Source organism: Massilia endophytica (assembly GCF_021165955.1).
Classification (GTDB): Bacteria; Pseudomonadota; Gammaproteobacteria; order Burkholderiales; family Burkholderiaceae_D; genus Rugamonas; species Rugamonas endophytica.
On sequence record NZ_CP088952.1, the window covers coordinates 3207808 to 3228146 of the forward strand.

At 65.6% G+C, this 20339-nt stretch carries 20 protein-coding genes; 6 read left to right on the forward strand and 14 right to left on the reverse strand.

Annotated features, from left to right (window positions below; genetic code table 11):
- From truA to LSQ66_RS14690, 9 genes are all read right to left on the reverse strand, one after another.
- Positions 1–831 (reverse strand): tRNA pseudouridine(38-40) synthase TruA, encoded by an 831-nt coding sequence (gene truA, locus LSQ66_RS14650; RefSeq protein ID WP_231765936.1) that lies wholly within the window; start codon positions 829–831, stop codon positions 1–3.
- Between the two features lie 45 nt (positions 832–876).
- Positions 877–3672 carry a FimV/HubP family polar landmark protein gene (locus tag LSQ66_RS14655; RefSeq protein ID WP_231765937.1) on the reverse strand — a complete coding sequence of 932 codons (2796 nt, stop codon included), beginning with the start codon at positions 3670–3672 and terminating at the stop codon, positions 877–879.
- A gap of 279 nt (positions 3673–3951) precedes the next feature.
- Positions 3952–5079, reverse strand: a complete 1128-nt coding sequence (asd, locus tag LSQ66_RS14660) for an aspartate-semialdehyde dehydrogenase (protein WP_231765938.1) — start codon at positions 5077–5079, stop codon at positions 3952–3954.
- A gap of 22 nt (positions 5080–5101) precedes the next feature.
- Positions 5102–6172: a 3-isopropylmalate dehydrogenase gene (gene leuB / locus LSQ66_RS14665; protein WP_231765939.1), complete on the reverse strand. Its 1071-nt coding sequence runs from the start codon at positions 6170–6172 to the stop codon at positions 5102–5104.
- 15 nt (positions 6173–6187) lie between these two features.
- Positions 6188–6835, reverse strand: coding sequence for a 3-isopropylmalate dehydratase small subunit (leuD, locus tag LSQ66_RS14670; protein ID WP_231765940.1), 648 nt, complete (start codon positions 6833–6835; stop codon positions 6188–6190).
- Positions 6836–6891: 56 nt separating this feature from the next.
- Positions 6892–7014 carry an entericidin A/B family lipoprotein gene (locus LSQ66_RS14675; RefSeq protein ID WP_231765941.1) on the reverse strand — a complete coding sequence of 41 codons (123 nt, stop codon included), beginning with the start codon at positions 7012–7014 and terminating at the stop codon, positions 6892–6894.
- Between the two features lie 31 nt (positions 7015–7045).
- The gene (gene leuC, locus LSQ66_RS14680; RefSeq protein ID WP_231770116.1) at positions 7046–8449 is read right to left on the reverse strand and encodes a 3-isopropylmalate dehydratase large subunit; all 1404 of its coding nucleotides are present in this window, start codon (positions 8447–8449) and stop codon (positions 7046–7048) included.
- Positions 8450–8701: 252 nt separating this feature from the next.
- On the reverse strand, positions 8702–10567 hold the full coding sequence (locus LSQ66_RS14685; protein WP_231765942.1) for a chemotaxis protein CheA: 1866 nt from the start codon (positions 10565–10567) through the stop codon (positions 8702–8704).
- Positions 10567–11391, reverse strand: a complete 825-nt coding sequence (locus LSQ66_RS14690) for a protein phosphatase CheZ (RefSeq protein WP_231765943.1) — start codon at positions 11389–11391, stop codon at positions 10567–10569. The genes LSQ66_RS14685 and LSQ66_RS14690 overlap by 1 nt, the downstream gene beginning before the upstream one ends.
- A gap of 322 nt (positions 11392–11713) precedes the next feature.
- Here LSQ66_RS14690 and LSQ66_RS14695 point away from each other — a divergent pair, with 322 nt between their 5' ends.
- The 6 genes from LSQ66_RS14695 to LSQ66_RS14720 all read left to right on the forward strand — a co-directional run bounded on the left by LSQ66_RS14695 (position 11714) and on the right by LSQ66_RS14720 (position 15925).
- Positions 11714–12181 (forward strand): universal stress protein, encoded by a 468-nt coding sequence (locus LSQ66_RS14695; RefSeq protein ID WP_231765944.1) that lies wholly within the window; start codon positions 11714–11716, stop codon positions 12179–12181.
- 93 nt (positions 12182–12274) lie between these two features.
- Positions 12275–12919 carry a response regulator gene (locus LSQ66_RS14700; RefSeq protein ID WP_231765945.1) on the forward strand — a complete coding sequence of 215 codons (645 nt, stop codon included), beginning with the start codon at positions 12275–12277 and terminating at the stop codon, positions 12917–12919.
- Positions 12920–13229: 310 nt separating this feature from the next.
- Positions 13230–14027, forward strand: coding sequence for a Crp/Fnr family transcriptional regulator (locus LSQ66_RS14705; protein ID WP_231770117.1), 798 nt, complete (start codon positions 13230–13232; stop codon positions 14025–14027).
- Positions 14028–14157: 130 nt separating this feature from the next.
- A complete protein-coding gene (gene hemP / locus LSQ66_RS14710; RefSeq protein WP_231765946.1) occupies positions 14158–14361 on the forward strand; it encodes a hemin uptake protein HemP in 204 nt (67 codons plus the stop codon).
- A gap of 62 nt (positions 14362–14423) precedes the next feature.
- Positions 14424–14750 carry a hypothetical protein gene (locus LSQ66_RS14715; RefSeq protein WP_231765947.1) on the forward strand — a complete coding sequence of 109 codons (327 nt, stop codon included), beginning with the start codon at positions 14424–14426 and terminating at the stop codon, positions 14748–14750.
- A gap of 5 nt (positions 14751–14755) precedes the next feature.
- The gene (locus LSQ66_RS14720; RefSeq protein WP_231765948.1) at positions 14756–15925 is read left to right on the forward strand and encodes a DUF2325 domain-containing protein; all 1170 of its coding nucleotides are present in this window, start codon (positions 14756–14758) and stop codon (positions 15923–15925) included.
- Here LSQ66_RS14720 and LSQ66_RS14725 read toward each other — a convergent pair.
- From LSQ66_RS14725 to LSQ66_RS14745, 5 genes are read right to left on the reverse strand one after another with little or no spacing between them, the layout of a single operon-like run.
- On the reverse strand, positions 15922–17271 hold the full coding sequence (locus LSQ66_RS14725; protein WP_231765949.1) for a sulfite reductase subunit alpha: 1350 nt from the start codon (positions 17269–17271) through the stop codon (positions 15922–15924). The genes LSQ66_RS14720 and LSQ66_RS14725 overlap by 4 nt on opposite strands.
- Entirely contained in the window at positions 17268–18284 is a 1017-nt protein-coding gene (locus LSQ66_RS14730; protein WP_231765950.1) for an FAD:protein FMN transferase, read from the reverse strand. Before LSQ66_RS14730 ends, LSQ66_RS14725 begins: the two co-directional genes overlap by 4 nt.
- 3 nt (positions 18285–18287) lie before the next feature.
- Positions 18288–19106: a DUF4198 domain-containing protein gene (locus LSQ66_RS14735; RefSeq protein ID WP_231765951.1), complete on the reverse strand. Its 819-nt coding sequence runs from the start codon at positions 19104–19106 to the stop codon at positions 18288–18290.
- A gap of 10 nt (positions 19107–19116) precedes the next feature.
- A complete protein-coding gene (locus LSQ66_RS14740) occupies positions 19117–19632 on the reverse strand; it encodes a DUF2271 domain-containing protein (protein WP_231765952.1) in 516 nt (171 codons plus the stop codon).
- An 18-nt stretch (positions 19633–19650) separates the two neighbouring features.
- A complete protein-coding gene (locus tag LSQ66_RS14745) occupies positions 19651–20298 on the reverse strand; it encodes a PepSY-associated TM helix domain-containing protein (protein WP_231765953.1) in 648 nt (215 codons plus the stop codon).
- Positions 20299–20339 lie beyond the last annotated feature (41 nt).

A 20339-nucleotide genomic window follows, 5' to 3' on the forward strand; every position in this document is an offset into this window, starting at 1 on the left:
TCAGAAAGCGGGGAGGATGCGCGGCTGTTCGCGCGGCAGCTCCCATTTGGCATCGTACTCGATATCGGCGAGATACAGCCCGTCGGGCATGAAGGTGGGCGCGGCCTGCACGCGGTCGCGCCCTTCCAGCAGCTGGCCGAGCCACTCGATGGGCTCCCTGCCCTGGCCGATATAGACCAGCGAGCCGACCAGGTTGCGCACCATGTGGTGCAGGAAGGCGCTGGCGCGCAAGGTGAAGAGGATCATGTCGCCATGGCGTTCGATGCCGATCTCGTACATGTCCTTCACCGGCGTCTTCGCCTGGCAGCCCGCAGCGCGGAAGGCGCTGAAGTCGTGGCGGCCGATCAGGGGCCTGACGGCTTCGCGCATGCGTTCGATGTTTAGCGGCCGGTGGCAGAAGCCTGCGCGCCCGGCCAGCAGGGGCGAACGTACCTGGTGGTTGTAGAGCAGGTAATGGTAAGTGCGCGAGCGGGCGCTGAAGCGGGCGTGGAAGTCCGCCGCCGGGTCGAATTCGGCGGGGTCTTCGCTGTAGGGGATCACGTCGTGCAGGACCTTCGCCCAGCGCACGCCGATGGAGTCGGGCAGGAAGGCGTTGATGCCGCGCACCCAGGCGTGCGGCTCGCGCTGGATACCGGTGTCGAAGTGGACGACCTGGTTCAGGGCGTGCACCCCGGCGTCGGTGCGGCCCGCGCAGGTGGTGCCGATGCGCAGGCAGGCGAATTGTTCGATCGCCTGTTCCAGCTTGTCCTGCACCGTCTGGCCGTGCGGCTGCACCTGATAGCCTTGCCAGCCGGCGCCGTTGTACTGGACTCCTAGTGCGATGCGTTTCACTTCCCTGCTCTGCGGTTGGTCTGCGGAGCAGGGATTATAGCTGCATCAGCCCAGCAGGGCCTTCATCTCGTTGGCGCGCGCCACCTGGGCGTCGCTGCCGCCGCGGATCACTTCGTCCAGCAGCTCGCGGGCGCCTTCCTTGTCGCCGATCTCCTGATAGGCGACGGCCAGGTCGAGCTTCGTGTCCATTTCCATGTGGTGGGCGGACAGTTCGGCACCGGCCATGGCCTGCGGCGATGGCGCCGGAGCTTCGGCCGCTGGCTGGGCGGTGTCGAGCTCCAGGTCCAGGCCGGAGAGGTCGAACTCCTGGCTCGCCGCTGCGGGAGCGGCCGCGGGCGGCTCTTCGGCTGGCAGGTCCAGCTTGAAGTCGTCGGCGGTGAGCGCCGCGGGCGGTTCCGCCGGGGCCGGTGCCGGAGCTGGCGCCGAGGTGCCGGGCAGGTCGAAGTCCATCATGTCCAGTTCCGCCAGCGGATCGGCAGGCGCTGGCGCGGGGGCCGGTGCGGGCGCAGGCCCGGGTTCGGGTTCCGGCTCGGGCACGGGTTCCGGCTCGGGCGCAGGAGCCGCTGCAGCGGCCTTTTCCTCGCCCGGCAGGTCGAGGTTGAAGTCCAGGTTCAGGTCAGCCAGTGGAGGCCCATCGTTCGACGGGGTGGCGGTCTTCTCCAGGCCCATGTCGAAGGACAGGTCCAGGGCTTCGGCGGCCGGAGCTTCCGAGGCGCTCGGTGCGGGCGCTTCCGCAGGCTTCGATGGCGGCTCGAAGCTCAGGCCACCGAGGTCGAAGTCCAGCATGTTGTCGTCGGCGGCTTTCGGCGGCTCGGCCGCGGGAGGCGTCGGCGCCGGCTGGGCGGTGGGCTCTTCGTCGAAGCTGAAGTCCATCAGGTTGTCGGCGGGCGCTGGCGCAGGCGCCTCGGCAACCGGCGGTTCGGCGGGCGCGCCCAGGTCCATGTCCAGCATATTGTCTTCCGCTGGCGGAGGCGGCGCGGCGGCGAAGTCGCTGGCGAAATCGGCAGCCGTCAGAGGCAGTTCGTCGGGGAAGGCCGCGGCGCCTGCAGCGGCGCCCGCTGCCGCACCTGCGCCCGCAGCCTGCGCTGCGCTGGCGTACAGGGGATTCTGCGGATCGATGGACAAGCCCAGCGCAGCGGCCTGCGCCCAGTCGTCGCCCTGCCCTTTCGTGTGCGAATACAGCTCGCCTGCCTGCATCTCGAAAGCGCGCAGGTCCTTGCGGTTGGCGTAGATCTCGAGCAGTTTCAGGCGCACGGCATTGCGCTCGGGGTGGGTGCGCAGCGCTTCCTTCAGGATCTCTTCGGCCTGTGCGTCGCGGCCATAGGCGATGTACACGTCCGCCTCGGCGACCGGGTCCACCTCATTGGTATCGAGCTGGCTGGCGGAGGGCGCGAAGTTCGAGTTGAACACGCTGTTGCTGGTGTCGACATTCTGGCCGCCCGGTTCGGCGAACATGGAAGGGGCCTGCGTGCCCACATCGCCCAGGATGCTGGTTTCGTGCTTCGGCAGCACCATCTGCGCCTTGCGGCGGCGCGAGAGCATGAGCGCGACGGCGGCGAGCAGCGCGGCCAGGCCTACGCCGACCAGCTGCACGTTCTCCATCAGCTTGTCCATCAGGGTCGGCTGCTCGATCGGCGAAGGCATCGGCACGGCGGCCTTGGGCGCGGACTTTGGCGGGGCAACGGGCTTGCCCGACACGTCCATCTCCGGCACCTTGTTCTGCGCCGTGGCGGCGGACTTGTTCTTCACCGCCATCAGTTGTTCCAGCTGGCTGACGTTCTTTTCCAGTTCCTTCACGCGGGCCGCCGCTTCGGCGGCCTGCTGCTGCTTGGCGATCTTGTCTTCCACGCTGGCGGTCTGGCCTGCCTTGCCGGAGGTTTCGCCCGCCTTGGAAAGCTTCAACTGGTCCTTCGCCTCATTCACGGCGTTCGGCTTTTCCTGCACTTTGGCCGTGATCTTGCCTGCCGCGCTTTGGGCCGGTTCGGCTTCCTTGGCGGGCGTGCTGGCTTCCACCTGGCCGGCGAGCTTGTTGCGGTAGGCGTTGAAGTCCGCCGCATGGGCGACCACCACGCCGCGCGCCTCGCTCTGGCTGGCGCCGCCGCGGATGGCGTCGGAATCGGGCACGGAGAGAATCACGCCGGACTTCAGGCGGTTCATGTTGTTGCCCGCAAAAGCGTCCGGGTTGGCGCGGTAGAGCGCCACCAGCATCATGTCCAGCGATACGCCCGCAGGCTTGAATTCGGCGGCGATGCGGCCCAGCGTATCGCCCGGCTTGACCTTGTATTCGCTGGCGGCCGTGGAGGTGTCGGCCGGTTCCGGCGCGGGACGCGGCTCGCGCTGCGGGCGCGGTTTGGGTGCGGGCGGCGGTGGCGGCGGCGCCGAAGCGGATGGCGCGGCGGCGGGAGCCGGGGCCGGGCGCACGGCAGGCGCGCCTGCCTGGGCGGCGCGGCCGATGTCGACCGGCGCGGCCACTTGCGGCGCCTGGGTGTTGCGCATGTCGGCCGGGTCCAGCAGGAAGGTGTACTCGCGCACCAGGCGGCCATTGGCCCACTTCAGTTCCAGCAGCATGTCCACGAAGGGCTCGTTGATCGGCTGGGCCGAGGAGACGCGGATGAACTGGCGTCCGCCCCGCTGTTCGATCTCGAACTGCAGGCTCAGAAGGGCCGGGTTGAAGTCGATGTTCGCCGCGCGGAAGGCTTCGGCGGGCGCCAGGCGGGCCTGCAGGTCCGCGGCCTCTTCGGCGGACACGGCGGTCAGTTCGATCTCGGCGCGCAGCGGCTGCCCCAGGGAGGAGAGCACAGTCAGCTTGCCAAGGCCGGCAGCATTTGCGGAGGTAAGCACTGCGCTGAGGACCGCGCCGGTGAGTGTTTGCAAAGCGAACGAAACGGCCCTGGAGCGTTTTTGTACTGGCATAGTTGGGTGTTATGTGAGTTATTCAGAGGAGCGTAGACGGTCTCCCAGACGTCCCAACATAACATCATGCCCTGCGGCATGCAAGCATTCCGCCCCTCTGGAGCCCCCTTCTGTGCCTCCTATGCCAAAAAATGGCATCAATCCAAAGAAAAAGGGCTGATTTCCCTGTGAAATCAGCCCTTTGAAGCGGAAACCGCAAGTGTTTGATTACTTGTCCAGCACGATGCGCAGCATGCGGCGCAGCGGCTCGGCCGCGCCCCACAGCAGCTGGTCGCCAACGGTGAAGGCGGAGATGTAGTCGCCGCCCATTTCCAGCTTGCGCACGCGGCCCACCGGGATGGTGAGGCTGCCGGTGACGGCGGCCGGGGTCAGGTCGCGCATCGAAGCCTCGCGGGTGTTCGGCACGAACTTCACCCACTGGTTGTCCTTGGCGATGATGTCGTTGATCTCGTCCAGCGGCACATCCTTTTTCAGCTTGATGGTGAGCGCCTGCGAGTGGCAGCGCATGGCGCCGATGCGCACGCACAGGCCATCCACCGGAATCGGCGTGGAACCGAAGTCCGCGCCGCGGCCCAGGATCTTGTTGGTCTCGGCGCCGCCCTTCCACTCTTCCTTCGACTGGCCGTTGCCCAGGTCCTTGTCGATCCAGGGAATCAGGTTGCCCGCCAGCGGCACGCCGAACTGCTTGGTCTCGTCGGCGGACAGGCCGTGCTGGGTCGCCAGCACTTGGCGGTCGATCTCCAGGATGGCGGAAGCCGGATTGTCCAGCAGCGCCTTGACGGAGCTGTTGATGGTGCCGAACTGGGTGAGCAGCTCGCGCATGTGCTGAGCGCCGCCGCCCGATGCCGCCTGGTAGGTCATGGACGTCATCCACTGCACGAGGTCCTGCTTGAACAGGCCTCCCAGGCCCATCAGCATGCAGGACACGGTGCAGTTACCACCGATGAAGTTCTTCACGCCCTTGGTCATGGCGTCCTTGATTACGTTCAGGTTGACCGGATCGAGCACGATCACGGCATCCTTTTCCATGCGCAGCGTGGAGGCCGCGTCGATCCAGTAGCCGTTCCAGCCAGCCGCGCGCAGCTTCGGGAACACGGCGCTGGTGTAGTCGCCGCCCTGGCAGGAGATGATGATTTCGCAGCGCTTCAGTTCATCGATATTGTTCGCGTCTTTCAGCGTGGTTTCGTTCTTCGCCATGGCCGGCGCAGCGCCGCCCGTGTTGGACGTCGAGAAGAACACCGGTTCGATGTGGGCGAAGTCGCCCTCTTCCTGCATGCGCTGCATCAGGACCGAACCGACCATGCCGCGCCAACCTACCAGACCTACGAGTTTCATTTTGATTTCCCTTGATGTTGATTTATGCGAGAGCCGCGACAACCGCGTCGCCCATTTGTTCCGTTCCCACCCTGGTGGTGCCTTCTTCGTAAATATCCGGCGTGCGCAGGCCCTGCGCCAGCACCTTCTTCACGGCGTTCTCGATGCGGTCCGCCTGCTCCGCCCTGTTCAGCGAGAAGCGCAGCATCATCGCCGCCGAGAGAATGGTGGCCAGCGGATTGGCCACGCCCTTGCCCGCGATATCCGGCGCCGAGCCGTGCGAAGGCTCGTACAGGCCCTTGTTGTTCGCATCCAGCGAGGCCGATGGCAGCATGCCGATGGAGCCCGTGAGCATGGCCGCCGCGTCGGACAGGATGTCGCCGAACATATTGCCGGTCACGATCACGTCGAACTTCTTGGGCGCGCGCACCAGCTGCATGGCGGCGTTGTCCACGTACATATGGTCCAGCGCCACGTCCGGATACTCCTTGTGCACGTCGGTAACGATGTCCTTCCAGAACTGGAAAGTTTCGAGCACGTTCGCCTTGTCCACGCTGGTCAGGCGCTTGCCGCGCTTCTGCGCCGCCTGGAAGGCCACGTGGGCGATGCGGCGGATTTCGCCTTCCGCATAACGCATGGTGTCGAAGCCCTCGCGCTGGCCCTTGAAAGGGCCGTCCGGGCACTCGCGCACGCCGCGCGGCTGGCCGAAGTAGATGTCGCCGGTCAGTTCGCGCACGATGAGGATGTCCAGGCCCGATACCACCTCAGGCTTGAGCGTCGAGGCGCCAGCCAGTTCAGGGTAGAGGATGGCGGGACGCAGGTTGCCGAACAGGCCCAGGTTCTTGCGCAGGCCGAGAATGGCCTGCTCGGGGCGCAGGGCGCGTTCCAGCGTGTCGTACTTCCAGTCGCCCACGGCGCCGAAGAGCACCGCGTCGGCGGCTTTCGCCAGCGCCAGCGTGGCCTCGGGCAGCGGGTGGCCATGGGCCTCGTAGCCCGCGCCGCCAACGGGCGCGGTCTCCATCTCGAATTGTTCGCCCAGCGCATTCAGGACCTTCACGGCCTGGCTGACGATTTCCGGGCCGATGCCATCGCCCGGCAGGATTGCGATTTTCATGTTCTTCTCGAAGAGTTAAATGACGTTGGCCAGCCAGGGCTGGCTCGCCAGATGACGCTCTTCGAAAGCACGGATGCTGTCGGCGTGACGCAAGGTCAGGCCGATATCGTCGAGTCCATTCATCAGGCAGTATTTGCGGAAGGCGTCGATCTCGAAGGGATAGGAGATGCTGCCATCGGCGGTGGAAATGCGCTGATTTTCAAGATCCACCACCAGGCGGTAACCGGGGAAGGCCTTGACTTCGTTGAACAGATGATCGATCTGCGCTTCAGTCAACACAACGGGCAGAAGCCCGTTCTTGAAGCAGTTGTTGAAAAAGATGTCGGCAAAGCTGGGCGCCACGATGGCGCGGAAGCCATACTGCTCCAGCGCCCAGGGCGCATGCTCGCGCGAGGAGCCGCAGCCGAAATTCTTGCGGGTCAGGAGAATGGAAGCTCCCTGGTAGCGCGGCTGGTTCAGCACGAAGTCCGGATTGAGCGGACGCTTGCTGTTGTCCATGCCGGGTTCGCCGTGATCCAGGTAGCGCCATTCGTCGAACAGGTTGGGGCCGAAGCCCGTGCGGCGGATCGACTTCAGGAACTGCTTCGGAATGATCGCATCGGTATCGACATTGGCGCGGTCGAGCGGTGCAACGAGTCCGTCAAGAACAGTAAATTTTTCCATGATACTCAGCGGGTTGGTGCGACGGCGGGACCGTCGCGGCCCGCCGTACTGCGGTGTTATTTTTTGCCGGCGCCTTCCACTACCTGGCCGACTTTCTGAACGTCCTTTCCGATGCCGGAAATGGTGTTGCAGCCAGTTAGAACGATAGCGGTGAGGGCGATGGCGATAATGGTTTTCATGTGTTTGGACTCTTGAACTGGTTGTTATGGGTCAGCGCAGGGCGCGCACATCGACGAAATGGCCGGCGATACCGGCGGCGGCCGCCATGGCAGGCGATACCAGGTGGGTACGCCCGCCCTGGCCCTGACGGCCCTCGAAATTACGGTTGGAAGTGGAGGCGCAGCGCTCGCCCGGTTCCAGGCGGTCGGCGTTCATGGCCAGGCACATGGAGCAGCCGGGCTCTCGCCATTCGAAGCCAGCGGCCTTGAAGACCTGGTCCAGGCCTTCGCGTTCCGCCTGCTCCTTCACCAGGCCAGACCCTGGCACCACCAGCGCCAGCTTCACGTTCGAGGCGCGCTGCTTGCCGCGCACAATGGCGGCGGCGGCGCGCAGGTCCTCGATGCGGGAGTTGGTGCAGGAGCCGATGAAGACCTTGTCGATGCGGATATCGGAGATGGGGGTATTGGGCGTGAGGCCCATGTAGACCAGCGCCTTCTCCATGGCGTCGCGCTTGACGGCGTCCTTCTCCTGGTCGGGATCGGGCACGCGGCCGTCGATGGCGGTGACCTGCTCGGGCGAGGTGCCCCAGGTGACCTGCGGGCGGATCTCGGCGGCGTTCAGGGTGACGACCATGTCGAACTTCGCGCCCGGATCGGAATGCAGCGTGCGCCAGTAGGCCACGGCCTGCTCCCAGTGCGGGCCGGCGGGCGAAAAGGGACGGCCCTTCACGTAGTTGATGGTGGTGTCGTCCACGGCCACCATGCCGGCGCGCGCGCCCGCCTCGATGGCCATGTTACAGACCGTCATGCGGCCTTCCATGGACAGGGAACGGATGGTGGAGCCGCCGAATTCGATGGCGTAGCCGGTGCCGCCCGCGGTGCCGATCTTGCCGATCACGGCCAGCACGATGTCCTTGGCCGTCACGCCGGGGGGCAGAGCGCCGTCCACCTGCACCAGCATGGATTTGGACTTCTTCGCCAACAGGGTCTGGGTGGCCAGCACGTGCTCCACCTCAGAGGTGCCGATGCCGTGCGCCAGGCAGCCGAAGGCGCCGTGGGTGGACGTATGAGAGTCGCCGCAGACCACGGTCATGCCGGGCAGGGTCGCGCCCTGCTCCGGGCCGATGACGTGCACGATGCCCTGGCGCTTGTCGTTCATGTTGAAATAGGTGACGCCGTATTCCTTCGTATTCGCGTCCAGGGTCTCCACCTGGAGGCGGGAGACGGGGTCCTCGATGCCGTGGGAGCGGTCGGTGGTTGGCACGTTATGGTCGGCCACGGCCAGGGTGGCGGACAGGCGCCACGGCTGGCGGTTGGCAGCGCGCAGGCCGTCGAAGGCCTGTGGACTGGTCACTTCATGGACGAGATGGCGGTCGATATACAGGATGGCGGTGCCGTCGTCCTCCGTGCGCACCACATGGGATTCCCAGAGTTTGTCGTAAAGCGTCTTCATGATTGCTGCTACTGCCTGTGAGAGAGAGTTCCATTTTGATTATGCCACAGTTTGTGCGCTGCAAAACAAGCCCGGATTCCGCCTCGTGAGCCGATACGTCCTGATGCCAAGCGCGCCTGACGGCGCCGTAGTTATTGCTTAATTGGGGACAGACCCCTTTATTAAACTTTCTTAAAGGGGTCTGTCCCCTTTAAGAAATTAAAAAAGCCTGCGGTGTTGAGTCGCAGGCTTTGGGTACTGGGTGATGGTGCTTTGTTATGCCGCCATCCGTACATTGCTCCTGCAACCGTCCATGAGGAAGGATAGGCCTACTACTAGGACCAGCTCGCCTTCCGCGGAGCGCGCGGTGCCGGTAATGCCTTCCACCGCAATGGCGGTCATCGGTTTAATGACGAGGTCGGCAGTGCCGTCCACCGCTTCCACCGACAGGATATAGGGCTGGGGCGAATTGATGACGATGCCCACGCGCTCGGAGCACAGTTCGTAGCCCAGCGCACCGGCCAGGGAACGCACCGGCAGCGGACGGCCCTGGTCCTTCAGCACGGGCGCACCACCCACTTCCATGAAGGTTTCCGGCAGTTCCACGACGCGCTGCACCACGGCCATCGGCAGCGCCAGCAGCGCGCCCGAGGTCGAGACCAGCATCGTCGGCACGATCGACAGTTCGATCGGCAGGCGGATGGCGAACTTGGTGCCCTTGCCCAGCGCCGATTCGATGTGGATGGCGCCGCGGTTCTTTTCCACCGCCGTCTTCACCACGTCCATGCCCACGCCGCGGCCGGACACGGAAGACGCCACTTCCTTGGTCGAGAAGCCCGGCAGGAACACCAGCTGGTAGGACTCGTCGTCCGTCAGGTTGGCGCTCGGCGAGATCAGGCCCTTTTCGGCCGCCTTGCGGCGCAGGCCGGCGGGGTCCATACCCTTGCCGTCGTCCTGCAGCACGATCATGACGCTGTTCGCTTCCTGCCATGCCTTCAGGGAGATATAGGCCTTGGCGGGCTTGCCTGCGGCCACGCGCACGTCCGGCGCTTCCACGCCGTGGTCCAGCGCGTTGCGCAGCATGTGCACCAGCGGGTCGTAGAGGCTGTCCACCACCACGCGGTCCACTTCCGTTTCCGCACCCTCGATGGTGAGTTCGACTTCCTTGCCCAGATCCTTGGCCAGTTCGCGCACCAGGCGCGGGAATTTCTGGAACAGGCGGCCCACCGGCTGCATGCGGGTGGCCAGGGTGGCGCGCTGCAGTTCGGTGGAGTAGCGCGATGCGCGCTCCAGGGTTTCGGTCAGGGCCGACATGAGCGTGGCGGCCTGGCCTTCGAACTTGAACTGCTGCAGGCGCTCCAGCAGCACGGCGGCCTGGTTGGCGGCCTGCACGGATTCGCCCGCCACTTCGAGCAGCGCGTCCAGCTTGACCGCGTCGATACGGATGCTTTCTTCCTTGGCCGGCGCCGTGGTGGGCTTGCTTTCCTCGCGGCGCTCGACGCCGTCCCATTTTTTCCCGGCGGGGGCTTCCGCAGCGGCAGCGGAGGCCGCCGCCAGCGCTTCCGGCGTGGCGCCGCTTGCCGCAGGCGCCGCAGGACGGGTGTAGCTGCCCGGCGGCATTACGGCTTCGTACATGCCTTCCCAGTCCAGGCCATCGGCCGATGGCGCTGCGGCGGCGGCCGGCGCGGCAGCAGCCGGGGTGGCTGCGGCAGGGGCCGGCGCGGGCGCGGCGGCAGGCTTGGCCGGCGCCGCGCTGGCCTTGCCCTCGATGGCGTCCTTCAGGATCGCTTCCAGGTCCGGCGGCATGGCGGGCAGGCTTTCGGGCGCGGCGCCGTTGTTCAGTTCGGACAGCTGGTCGGCCACGAAGCCCGAGGCCTGCAGCGCCGCTTCGATCGACAGCGGCGTCACCGGCGCGGCGCCCGTGCGCAGCGCGTCGAACAGGTTTTCCGTGAGGTGGCAGGCCGTGACCAGCGCGCCCAGGTTCATGAAGCCCGCCCCACCCTTGATGGTGTGGAAGGAGCGGAACACCGCGTTCAATGTCTCTTTGTTGTCTGGGTCGCGTTCGAGGCGCAGCAGGTGCTCCTCGACGTTGACTGCCAGGTCCATCGCCTCAACGACGAACTCCTTGAGCATATCGTCCATTAGAATCCCAGATCGGCAAGAAGGTCATCCACACTATCCTGGCTCAGTGCCACGTTCGGCGTCGACGGGCCAGACATCAGCGACACCTCTTTTTGTGCAATCTTCTCGCGTACGGAAGGCGGCGCGTTGTCCTTGAGCAGCTGCGCCAGCTCGTTCTCGACAGTCTTGGTGATGACCACGACCTTCTTGATCAGCTGGCCGGTGATGTCCTGGAAGTCCTGGGCCATCATGATTTCCAGCAGGCGGGCCTTCTCGGCTTCGGTCGCTTCGGACACGGCCTGGGCAAAGGCGCGCGAGTCGCCCGCCAGGGTCTTGAATTCCTCGATGCTCAGCTTGCCCTCGAACAGGGCGGCCCAGCGGTCTTCCATTTCCTTGGATTTCTTGGACAGCACGTCCTGGGCGGGCATGCCGTCGTCCAGGGTGTTCAGCACCTTGTTGGCGGCCTGCTCGGTCAGGCTGGCCACGTATTCCAGGCGGTCCTGCGCGTCCACGATCTGGGAGGAGGCTTCGGTCAGGGCCTTGTCGTAGCCCAGTTCGCGCAGCGAGTCGTGCAGCAGGCGGACGATGCCGCCCAGGCGTTCGAACATGCTGCCGTCGTGGCTGGCTTCCTCGGCCGCTACGGCCGGAGCCGCTTCAGCGGCGGGCGCGGCGGCGACAGGCGCGGCCGGGCGGGCGGACGAGATTTCGTCGAACAGGCTTTCCAGATCGTCTTCTGCCGCCGCGGCCGGTGCCGGAGCGGGTGCCGGGGCCGGAGCCGGGGCGCTGGCGCGCTGCGCGGACACTTCCTCGAATAATGCGTCGAAATCATCAGCGGCGTCGGTCATAATCCCTGCTTCTCCATAATCAAAAAATTGCTGCCGTTCTTGCTCCACGCTCATTCCGCGATGACGCTAGGCAATATTAACGCACTTACGCGAGTGTAGCAGGGGCCTGCCCCCTTGTTCAATCACCCTATCCCCAAAGACTGGCCAAAGTGAAGCCCTTTCCGGCTAGTGTTGTATTTGGGTTCTGCTTAAAAGCACTATTTGCGCCGAATTTGCGCTGTTCCACGCTGTTTCTTGAGCGATATCAAATCTTTCCAAGCTGGCAAGCCTTGCAAATCGGACTACAATGAACTTGTGGTCCACTCTTTCGAGGGAGGCTGTTATGTACCGCAAGATCCTGGTCACGACCGATGGCTCGGCCGTGTCGCGCATGACCGCCTGCGCGGGCGTGTCCTTTGCCCAGCAGATGGGGGCCGAGGTGCTGGCGCTCTTCGTGGCGCCGGAATACCAGTACCCCATCTATGTGGAGATCATTCCGCCCAGCTATCCGAGCGAGGAGGAATACCGCGCCGCCATGGCGCGCGCGGGCGCCGAGCACGTGCAGTCCATCGTCGAGGCCTGCGCCAGGAAGGGCGTGCGCTGCGAGGCCATGACCGCCTTTTCCGAGAGCGCGGCCCTGAAGATCGTGGACGTGGCCCAGAACAATGGCTGCGACCTCATCTTCATCGGCTCCCACGGGCGCAGCGGCTGGGGCCAGCTCCTGCTGGGGAGCGTTACCAACAAGGTGCTGTCGCATACGCGCATACCAGTTCTGGTGCACCGTTTGCTGAAGGAGCCGCAAGCCGAGTGATTTCAGCAACTTGCGGGATCGTTTCCACCAAGCATTGCATACCAGTTAATGTAATAATGCATTCAAGATCTGCTTTTTTCCGGGCCCATATCAATGATAAGAATCGTTATCGCCGATGACCACACGATAATGCGCGAAGGCCTGAAACGCATCCTCGACGGCGCCCAGGATGTGGACATCGTCGGGGAAGCGACCGACGGTTTCGAGGTGTTGCGCCATGTGCGCCAGGGCGGCTTCGACCTGCTGCTGCTCGACCTGTCCATGCCGGGCCGCAGCGGCGTGGACCTGATCCGCCAGGTGCGCAGCGAGGCGCCCAAGCTCGCCGTGCTCATCCTGACAATGCACGAGGAAGAACAATATGCCGTGCGCGCCATCCGCGCCGGGGCCCAGGGCTATCTCACAAAGGAGTCCGCGGGCACCCAGCTGGTGGGGGCCATCCGAAAAGTGGCATCTGGAAGGCCTTATATCAGCACCGAGGTCGCCGAGCAGCTGGCCCTCAATATCATGACGCCCAACGAGAGCCTGCTGCACAAGCAGCTGTCGGACCGGGAATTCGAGGTGTTTTCCCTGCTCGTGTCCGGCAAATCCATCACCGAGATCGCCAACGGCCTGCACCTGAGCGTGAAGACGGTGAGCACCCACAAGACCCGCATCATGCAGAAGATGGGGATGAGCTCGCTTTCCGAAATGGTTCAATACGCGGTTGCGCACAAGCTGCTGTCGCCGTTCAAGACGTAAAGATTCCCACCCCTCGCCCCCCTGCTCCGCCCCCTTGATCCCTCTGGGCGGCAGGCCGAGGCACTAGGAAGATTCCTACACCCTGACGCCTGCTCCTACGCGCATATTCAGCGCTTACCGATATCATTCCTACCACCTAGTTGGCATACTGAAACCATTCGAAGTGAGTTGCCGCCAAGAATTCAGCATGTTCTGACGGCACGGTAAAAACCCCGTAGTCCAACTTCCGGCACTCGGATGACCTGAACAGGAGAACAGCATGCACTCCATGCAAACTACCGACATGCGTGCCACCAGCCCCGCCACCGTCATGGAAGCGGGCCGCCAACGTCAAGGCCGGCTGTGGTCCAACCTTAAAGAAGTCTGCGACCTGCTGCGTATTCCGGCCTGCAATATCCATACCGATGAACTGCTGTTCCAGCACGTGCAGTTCAAGACGGGCCAGCGCATCCACACCATCGGCCAGGCCTTCGACACGCTCTACATCGTCAATTCCGGCTTCCTGAAAACGGTGCTGATCGACGAATTCGGCAACGAGCAGGTGCTGAGCTTCCCCATGAAGGGCGACATGCTGGGCGTGGACGGCATCCACACCCGCCACTACGCCTCGGAAGCGGTGGCCCTCTCCGATTGCGACCTCATCCTGTTGCCCTTCAAGAAGCTCACGGCCCTCGGCCGCGTGCACCTGGAACTGGAGAACATGATGTACGGCGTGATGAGCCGCGAACTGGTGCGCGAGCAGGCCATGATCGGCATGCTGGGCGCCCTCAGCGCGGAGGCGCGCGTCGCCCGCTTCCTCATCTCCCTGGCCGAACGCTTCGCCCAGATGGGCTATTCGAGCAAGCTGTTCAACCTGCGCATGACGCGCCATGAAATCGGCAGCTACCTGGGCCTGACCCTGGAAACCGTGAGCCGCACGCTCTCCGCATTCAACGAGATCGGCCTCATCACGGTGGACCAGCGCACCATCGGCATCAAGGATCCCGAAGCCCTCAAGACCCTGCGCCGCCTGCCGCCTTCGCGTTCGCGCGCCAAAGCCCCGGGCGCGGCCCGCGGCAAGGCCGCCGAACCCGCCGCCCCGCCCGTGCAGCTGGTCGCGGCAGTCTGATCTCTCACTCGGCTTACCCAGCTTGGCCCGCTTCGGCGGGCTTTTTTTCATTTGTACAGAAAACACTTGCGTTTCCGGCACGGCTGGCCAATAATTCAAATGCGAATGATTCTTATTTAGAGGACGACATATGCCAAGTACGACCGCCCCACCCGGCACAGCGGCCCTCGCGCCCGCAGCCGGCGCCAACGCTGCGGCCCCCGCTGCCCCGGCCGTGCGCCGCTTCAGCACCGCCAGCCTCATGCAAGACCAGCGCGAAGTCGAGATCGAGCACGCCGGCCGCATCTACCGCCTGCGCATCACCCAGCTGAACAAGCTGATCCTGACCGCCTGACCCAATCCCAGCCAGCCATCCGCCCCGGCGGTAGCCAGCGACCCACTCCCAAGGAGAGTCCGATGGCTATCGAACACACCGCCCCCATTTTCGCTTCCCCCGTCCAGCCAGGCCATCGCCCCGAACTGATGCTGAGCGCCGTGCTGCACCTCATGTCGCACTACACTGCCAGCGCGGACCGGGGCGCCTGCCTCAAGCTCGCTTCCGTCATCGAACGCCACCTGAAGGCCCTTGCAGGCCTGCCGGAACTGGCGCCTGTGCTCAGCGCCACCTGCCAGCAGCTCTCCGAACAGTGGGCCTCCGTCGTGGAGCGCTCCCTGCCGCCGCAGGAGGACGGCTTCCTGAGCCGCATCATGTCCCGCCACCGCACGGCCCCGCAGGCCGTCTGAACGCCATGTGCGACAGGCATCAGGCAGCGGCGGACGGCGCCAGCCCGCGCCGGCGCCGCCTGTGGGATCTCGGCCACGCCTGCCACTGCCCCCTGATCGGCACCGGCCTGCCGCTGGGCGCTCTGCGCAAGCTGGTGGGCAAGGTCACGGGCGGCACGGTGATGGCGGACGACTACGAGGTGCACGTGGGCGTGGTGAGCGAATGCGGCACGCGCAACCGGCTTTCGGAAGCCGTGCAGAAGGAACTGGACCGGCGTTATGCGCCCGTGCTGCTGCGCTTCCGGCAGGCGCGCAGCAGCGAACAGCTCGCCCAGCTGTGGCAGGCCGCCGTGGCGGGCGGCGCGGAGGTGCCGGGCGCCTTCTGGGCCGCGCTCACGCATGTGCGCTGCACCGCGGCGCTCGAAGAAAAAATGTGCCGCGACCTGCACATGATCCAGCACCAGGCCGGAGCCTGCGCGCGCGCCGACATTCACCGGTTCCATGCGGTGCTCGATGAGAAGGCCCAGCTGGAACAGGAGATGGCGCGGCTCCGGCAGCGCAGCGCCGCCATGCAGCTCGAACGGCGCGAGGAGCAGGAGCGTCATGCGGCGCAGGCCATGCAGCTGCGCGCCCAGCTCGTGGGCCGGGACAGCATGATCGATTCGCTGCGCCAGGAGCTGGAACATCTGCGCGCCTCGATTCCGGGACTGGCGAGCCGCGAACGCCTGCAGCAGCAGCTTGCGCTGAGCCTCGACCGCGAACACGGGCTGCGCCAGCAGGTCGCCGAACTGAAACGCGAACTGGCCGATGCGGCAGCAGCCGCACGCGCCGCCGAATCCATCGCCAGCGCGGAGTCCAGCGAGCCGCCGCCCGCTGCGGCGCCGCTGCTGCCGCAACTGGCGGAACGCAGCGTGCTGTGTGTGGGCGGGCGCAATGGCAGCGTGGCGGGCTACCGCATGCTGGTCGAGCGCAGCGGCGCACAGTTCGCGCATCACGACGGAGGGCTGGAAGACAATGCAGGCAGGCTCGAATCCAGCCTTGCAGCGGCGGACCTGGTGATCTGCCAGACCGGCTGCATCAGCCACAGCGCCTACTGGCGTGTGAAGGATTTCTGCAAACGCACCGGCAAGCGCTGCGTGTTCGTGGACAATCCCAGCCTCTCCAGCCTCCAACGCGGGCTGGAGGAGCTGGCCTAGTAGACGTCGCGGCGGTAGCGGCCCGCCGCTGCCAGCGCATCGAGTTCCGCATTGCCGGCGATCTGGCGCAAGGCGGCATCTACGCCAGCCGCCATGCCTTCGAGACTGCCGCAGACATAGATTGCTGCGCCATCGGCAAGCCAGGCGCGCAGCGTGGACGCGTGTTCCGGCAAAAGGTCCTGCACATAGCGCCGTTCCTGCTGGTCGCGCGAGAAGGCGAGATCCATGCGTTCCAGCAGCCCAGCTTCGCGCCACGCCGCGAGCTCCTCGCCGTAGTGCATGTCGTGCGCCGCATTGCGCTCGCCGAACAGAAGCCAGTTGCGCGCCTGCCCGGCCAGCACGCGCGCCTTCAGGTGGCCGCGCAGGCCTGCCATGCCGCTGCCATTCCCGATCAGGATCAGCGGACGCGCGGCGTTGTCCTCCAACCGGAAGCGGCGGTGCTGGCGCAGCCGCAGCCGAACCGTTGCGCCGAGCGGAGCGTGATGCAGCCAGCCGGAGGCGGCGCCATGGCTGCCGTCCGCGTGGCCGTGCAGGCGCACCAGCAGGTGCAGGCGGCCGTCTTCCGGTATCGATGCAATAGAGTAGTCGCGCGCGTGTTCGGCATCGGCAGGCGGCGCGATCTGCGCCAGGTCGCCGGACTGCCATTCCGGCAGGCTTCCTTCAACCGGCTCCAGCTCGAGATGCGCGAGCGGCGCGCCTGCGCTGCCAGGATTGACGATGCGCCGCTCGGCCAGGCGCCAGCTCGCGAAGGCTGGGGCGCCCCAGTCGGGCGCATCGCTCGTGCCTGCAAGGTGGCTGAGCTGCTGGCGCCAGTGGCCAAGCGCCTGCGAGGAGCTGCGGTCCACGTCAATACGCTCGAACAGCGGCTGCGCGCCCTGCTCCGCCAGCCACGCGTCCAGCGCGCGGCCGAAGCCGCAGAACTGGCTGTAGGCGCTGTCGCCCAGCGCCAGCACGGCGTAATGCAATGAAGGCAGCGGCAGCGCGCGCGTCATGATGCGGCTGGCGAAGGCTGCCGCCGCATCGGGGGCATTCCCTTCTCCGTACGTGCTGACGATGAAGAGCGCGCGTTCGGCGCCGCGCAGTGCGGCTTCGTCCAGCGTCGAAAGTTCCATGGTTTGCACGGCGATTCCGGCAAGCCGCAATGTGGCGGCGGTCTGCCGCGCCAGGTCTTCCGCATTGCCGGTCTGGCTGGCATAAGCCAGCAGCCAGCCGCCAGGGGCCGCGTCGGCACGCGCTGCGGCGCGTTTGCGGCGGTAGCGCAGCCAGGGCAGCAGGCATGTGAGGCCGTAGGCGGCGAAGCAGGCGGCGGTCAATGCCAGCCTGCCGGTGTCGTTCGTCAGTATCATTCTTCTTCCAGCATGGCGCGCATGGCGCTGCTCATGTATTCGCGCAGGCCGCCTTCTTCACGCACGAGGAAGTGCACGGCCAGGCCCTTGCGTTCGGCCAGCGCCACGCCATCCCTGGCGCCCAGCACCGTCATCGCAGTGGACCAGGCATCGGCGGCCATGCACAGCTCATGCACCACCGTTACCGAGGACACGCCGTTCGATACCGGCGTGCCCGTGCGCGGATCGATGGTGTGCGCATGGCGCCGTCCCTCGTGCATGAAGTAGCGGCGGTAATCGCCGGAGGTCGCCACGGCCAGCCCGTGCAGGGCGGCGACGATTTCGCCAGCGGATTGCTCCGGGCTTTCAAGCGAGACCCACCAGGGCAGGCCATCCGGTTTCACGCCAGCCCCACGCAGCTCGCCGCCCACTTCCACCAGATAGTTGGCAACGCCCGCCCCGTCCAGATGGCGTGCGAGGCAATCGACGGCGTAGCCCTTCGCAACGGCGGAGAGATCGAGCTGCACGCCACCGGGCTGGAAGGCGCGGCGGCGCGGCGCATCGAGCTCGATGCTGCGCTGGCGGCGCATGGCGTCCTGCACGGCTTGCGGCGAAGGCGGCACAAAGTCCGGCTGCCCGAAGCGCCCGTGGGGGCCGAAGCCCCACAGGTTCACGATTTCGCCCGCACACGGATCGCAGGCTCTGCCCGATTCGCGCGACACGTCCATGGCAAATGACAGCACGTGGAAGAACGCTTCCGGCAGCACGTGCCAGCTGCCAGCAGGCGCGCGGTTGAATCGGCCAAGGTCCGAGTCCGCCTCCCAGTGGCTCATCTGCGCCACGACGGCATCCAGCTCGGCCTGCAGTGCGGCGGCATCCGTCCCATGGTCAGCGGGCCAACCCTCCACCACCCGGACGGACCAGGTGGTGCCCATGGTTTCGCCGCTGTACTCGCGCAGGACGCCCCCTGTGGGCGGCGGCTCCTGCGAAATGGCCGGAGGCAGCAGTATCCGGCGCGCGGCGGCTGGCGGCATGGCTTATTGCGGCAGGACTTCGACCGTGGCCGCGTAGGTCAGGCGGCGCGCAGGCATCTGCGGCGGCTGGCCGGGCTGCGGCGCGGCCATCGCGGGCCAGCTGGCGCTCACGAGGTACATGCCTGCGGCAGGGATCGTGAAGGTGATCTCGCCATTGCCATCCGTGGACTGGCGGATTTCGCCAAGCGTGCCGCGATAACGCACGCCGCCCGGAATCAGGCTGAATGCCTGGTTGGCCGCCGGTTTGCCGTCGACAAGGAAGCGCCAGGTGGCTTTTTCGCCCGCGCGCATATCGTTCGGATGCGTCACCGGCGCCAGCTCCAGGCCCTTGCCCGTCGGCTTGAGCACCGCGTCGTCCGTGCTGTTGGCGCTGACGAAGGTCTCCAGGCGGCTGCTGGTGCGCGACACTTTCAGCTCGTCCGCATTGGCCGGAACTTCCTTCGCCATCGCTTCTTCGCTGCCCCGCCAGCGCTTGGTCTCCCCGTTCACCTTCCACGACGCCATCACGTTCTGCTGCACAAGCGCGATCTTGTAGGTGCCCGGCTTGGCCATCTTCACATCGAAGGTGCTGCGCAGCTTGCCCGTCTGCGCGTTCTGCAGCGGCACGGTGGCGCCATCCGGACCGATGACCGTGATGCCATCGAGCTTGAGCGGCACGTGATCGATGTCGAACAGGCCTTCCGATACGGCCGCATCGACGGTGACCCAGGGCTCCTTCGAATCGACAAGCGAGGACGAGGGCAGCAGCCACGGTTTGTGCGCCTGGGCGCCGAAGGCGGCGCCGGCCAGGGCCAGCGCGATGAGGGTTTTGCTCAGTTTCATGCGCTGCTCCTTATGGTTTCAGCTGGAGGGCGACCTTGCCCAGTTCTTCCTTGCCCTGGGCAGGAATCTCCTGCGCCGACTTGGGCGGCCATGCGAACGGCACTTTCACCAGTTCGCGCCCGCCCGCTTCGCGCGCCGCTTCCACCACCAGGGTGTACTGGCCCGCTGGGAGCTTCGCCAGCGCTTCCTTCGAGCCGGGGAAAGTCAGCGTGTGTTCGCCCGGCGAACGCGTGGCGCCGCTCACGCCGTCCACCGGCATGGCAAGGTCGCGGCCAGCCTTGCGCCACCACTGGCGCATGTCCTTGAGCCATTTGGTGCCTGCGTTGTCGCGCTTCTTGACGTCGTACAGCACCGCCAGATTGGCGGCCACCTTCTGGTCCGCGCCTTCGATCCAGGCGGCGATGTAGGGACGGTGGTATTCGGCCACGTTCAGTTGCGGGATGTCCAGCTTGAGGGCCAGGTCGGCCGCCATCGCGGAGGTGCCGAGCAGGGGAAGGCCCAGTGCGACGGTGTAGCGAGATTTCATGTTGTGCCTGTGAGGATGTTAGTGGATGAATAGCAGGGCTATAACAAAGGGAATGAGCACGCCGAGTCCAACCATGGGCCAGGTGAAGGGACGGTTGGCGGCGTGGAACTTCAGGATCAGCAGGCCCGTAACGCAGAACACCAGGCAGGCCGCCGCAAAAATATCGATGAACCAGTTCCAGGCCGTGCCCGTGTTGCGGCCCTTGTGCACGTCGTTCAGCCAGGAGATCCAGCCCCGGTCGGTGTTCTCGAATTCGGCGGCGCCGTCTTCGAGTCCGATGCGCACCCAGGCGTCGCCGCCCGCTTTCGGCATGGGCAGATAGACTTCGTCCGCCGACCATTCCGCATCGCGCCCGCCCGCCTTGAGCGACCAGGTGTCGAGCAGCCAGCGCTCCGCCGCTGCGGGCAGGGGCGCCTTGATGCCGTCGTGCTCCTGGGCGAAGGCCTTCAGCTCGCCCAGCACGGGCGCTGGCACACTGCCCTGCTTGCGCTCGATGCTGGGTTTGGCTTCAATCTGGGACGCATGGTTGAGCGTAATCCCCGTAATGCTGAAGAGGAACATGCCCAGCAGGCATAGTGCCGAACTGATCCAATGCCACTGGTGCAGGTTCTTCAGCCACACTGCCTTGCTGGCAGCCTTCGCTTGCTTGGTGTCGGGACCGCTCAATTTGCGCTTTCGAATTAGATACCGTCAAATGATAATGATTA

Coding starts and splice junctions, on each gene's coding strand:
- LSQ66_RS14725 (WP_231765949.1), bottom strand. CDS start 17,271: ATGATACTGACGAACGACACCGGCAGGCTGGCATTGACCGCCGCCTGC.
- asd (WP_231765938.1), bottom strand. CDS start 5,079: ATGAAACTCGTAGGTCTGGTAGGTTGGCGCGGCATGGTCGGTTCGGTC.
- leuD (WP_231765940.1), bottom strand. CDS start 6,835: ATGGAAAAATTTACTGTTCTTGACGGACTCGTTGCACCGCTCGACCGC.
- LSQ66_RS14705 (WP_231770117.1), top strand. CDS start 13,230: ATGGAAGCGGGCCGCCAACGTCAAGGCCGGCTGTGGTCCAACCTTAAA.
- LSQ66_RS14690 (WP_231765943.1), bottom strand. CDS start 11,391: ATGACCGACGCCGCTGATGATTTCGACGCATTATTCGAGGAAGTGTCC.
- LSQ66_RS14720 (WP_231765948.1), top strand. CDS start 14,756: ATGTGCGACAGGCATCAGGCAGCGGCGGACGGCGCCAGCCCGCGCCGG.
- LSQ66_RS14685 (WP_231765942.1), bottom strand. CDS start 10,567: ATGGACGATATGCTCAAGGAGTTCGTCGTTGAGGCGATGGACCTGGCA.
- LSQ66_RS14735 (WP_231765951.1), bottom strand. CDS start 19,106: ATGAAACTGAGCAAAACCCTCATCGCGCTGGCCCTGGCCGGCGCCGCC.
- LSQ66_RS14695 (WP_231765944.1), top strand. CDS start 11,714: ATGTACCGCAAGATCCTGGTCACGACCGATGGCTCGGCCGTGTCGCGC.
- LSQ66_RS14715 (WP_231765947.1), top strand. CDS start 14,424: ATGGCTATCGAACACACCGCCCCCATTTTCGCTTCCCCCGTCCAGCCA.
- hemP (WP_231765946.1), top strand. CDS start 14,158: ATGCCAAGTACGACCGCCCCACCCGGCACAGCGGCCCTCGCGCCCGCA.
- LSQ66_RS14700 (WP_231765945.1), top strand. CDS start 12,275: ATGATAAGAATCGTTATCGCCGATGACCACACGATAATGCGCGAAGGC.
- LSQ66_RS14740 (WP_231765952.1), bottom strand. CDS start 19,632: ATGAAATCTCGCTACACCGTCGCACTGGGCCTTCCCCTGCTCGGCACC.
- leuB (WP_231765939.1), bottom strand. CDS start 6,172: ATGAAAATCGCAATCCTGCCGGGCGATGGCATCGGCCCGGAAATCGTC.
- LSQ66_RS14730 (WP_231765950.1), bottom strand. CDS start 18,284: ATGCCGCCAGCCGCCGCGCGCCGGATACTGCTGCCTCCGGCCATTTCG.
- LSQ66_RS14675 (WP_231765941.1), bottom strand. CDS start 7,014: ATGAAAACCATTATCGCCATCGCCCTCACCGCTATCGTTCTAACTGGC.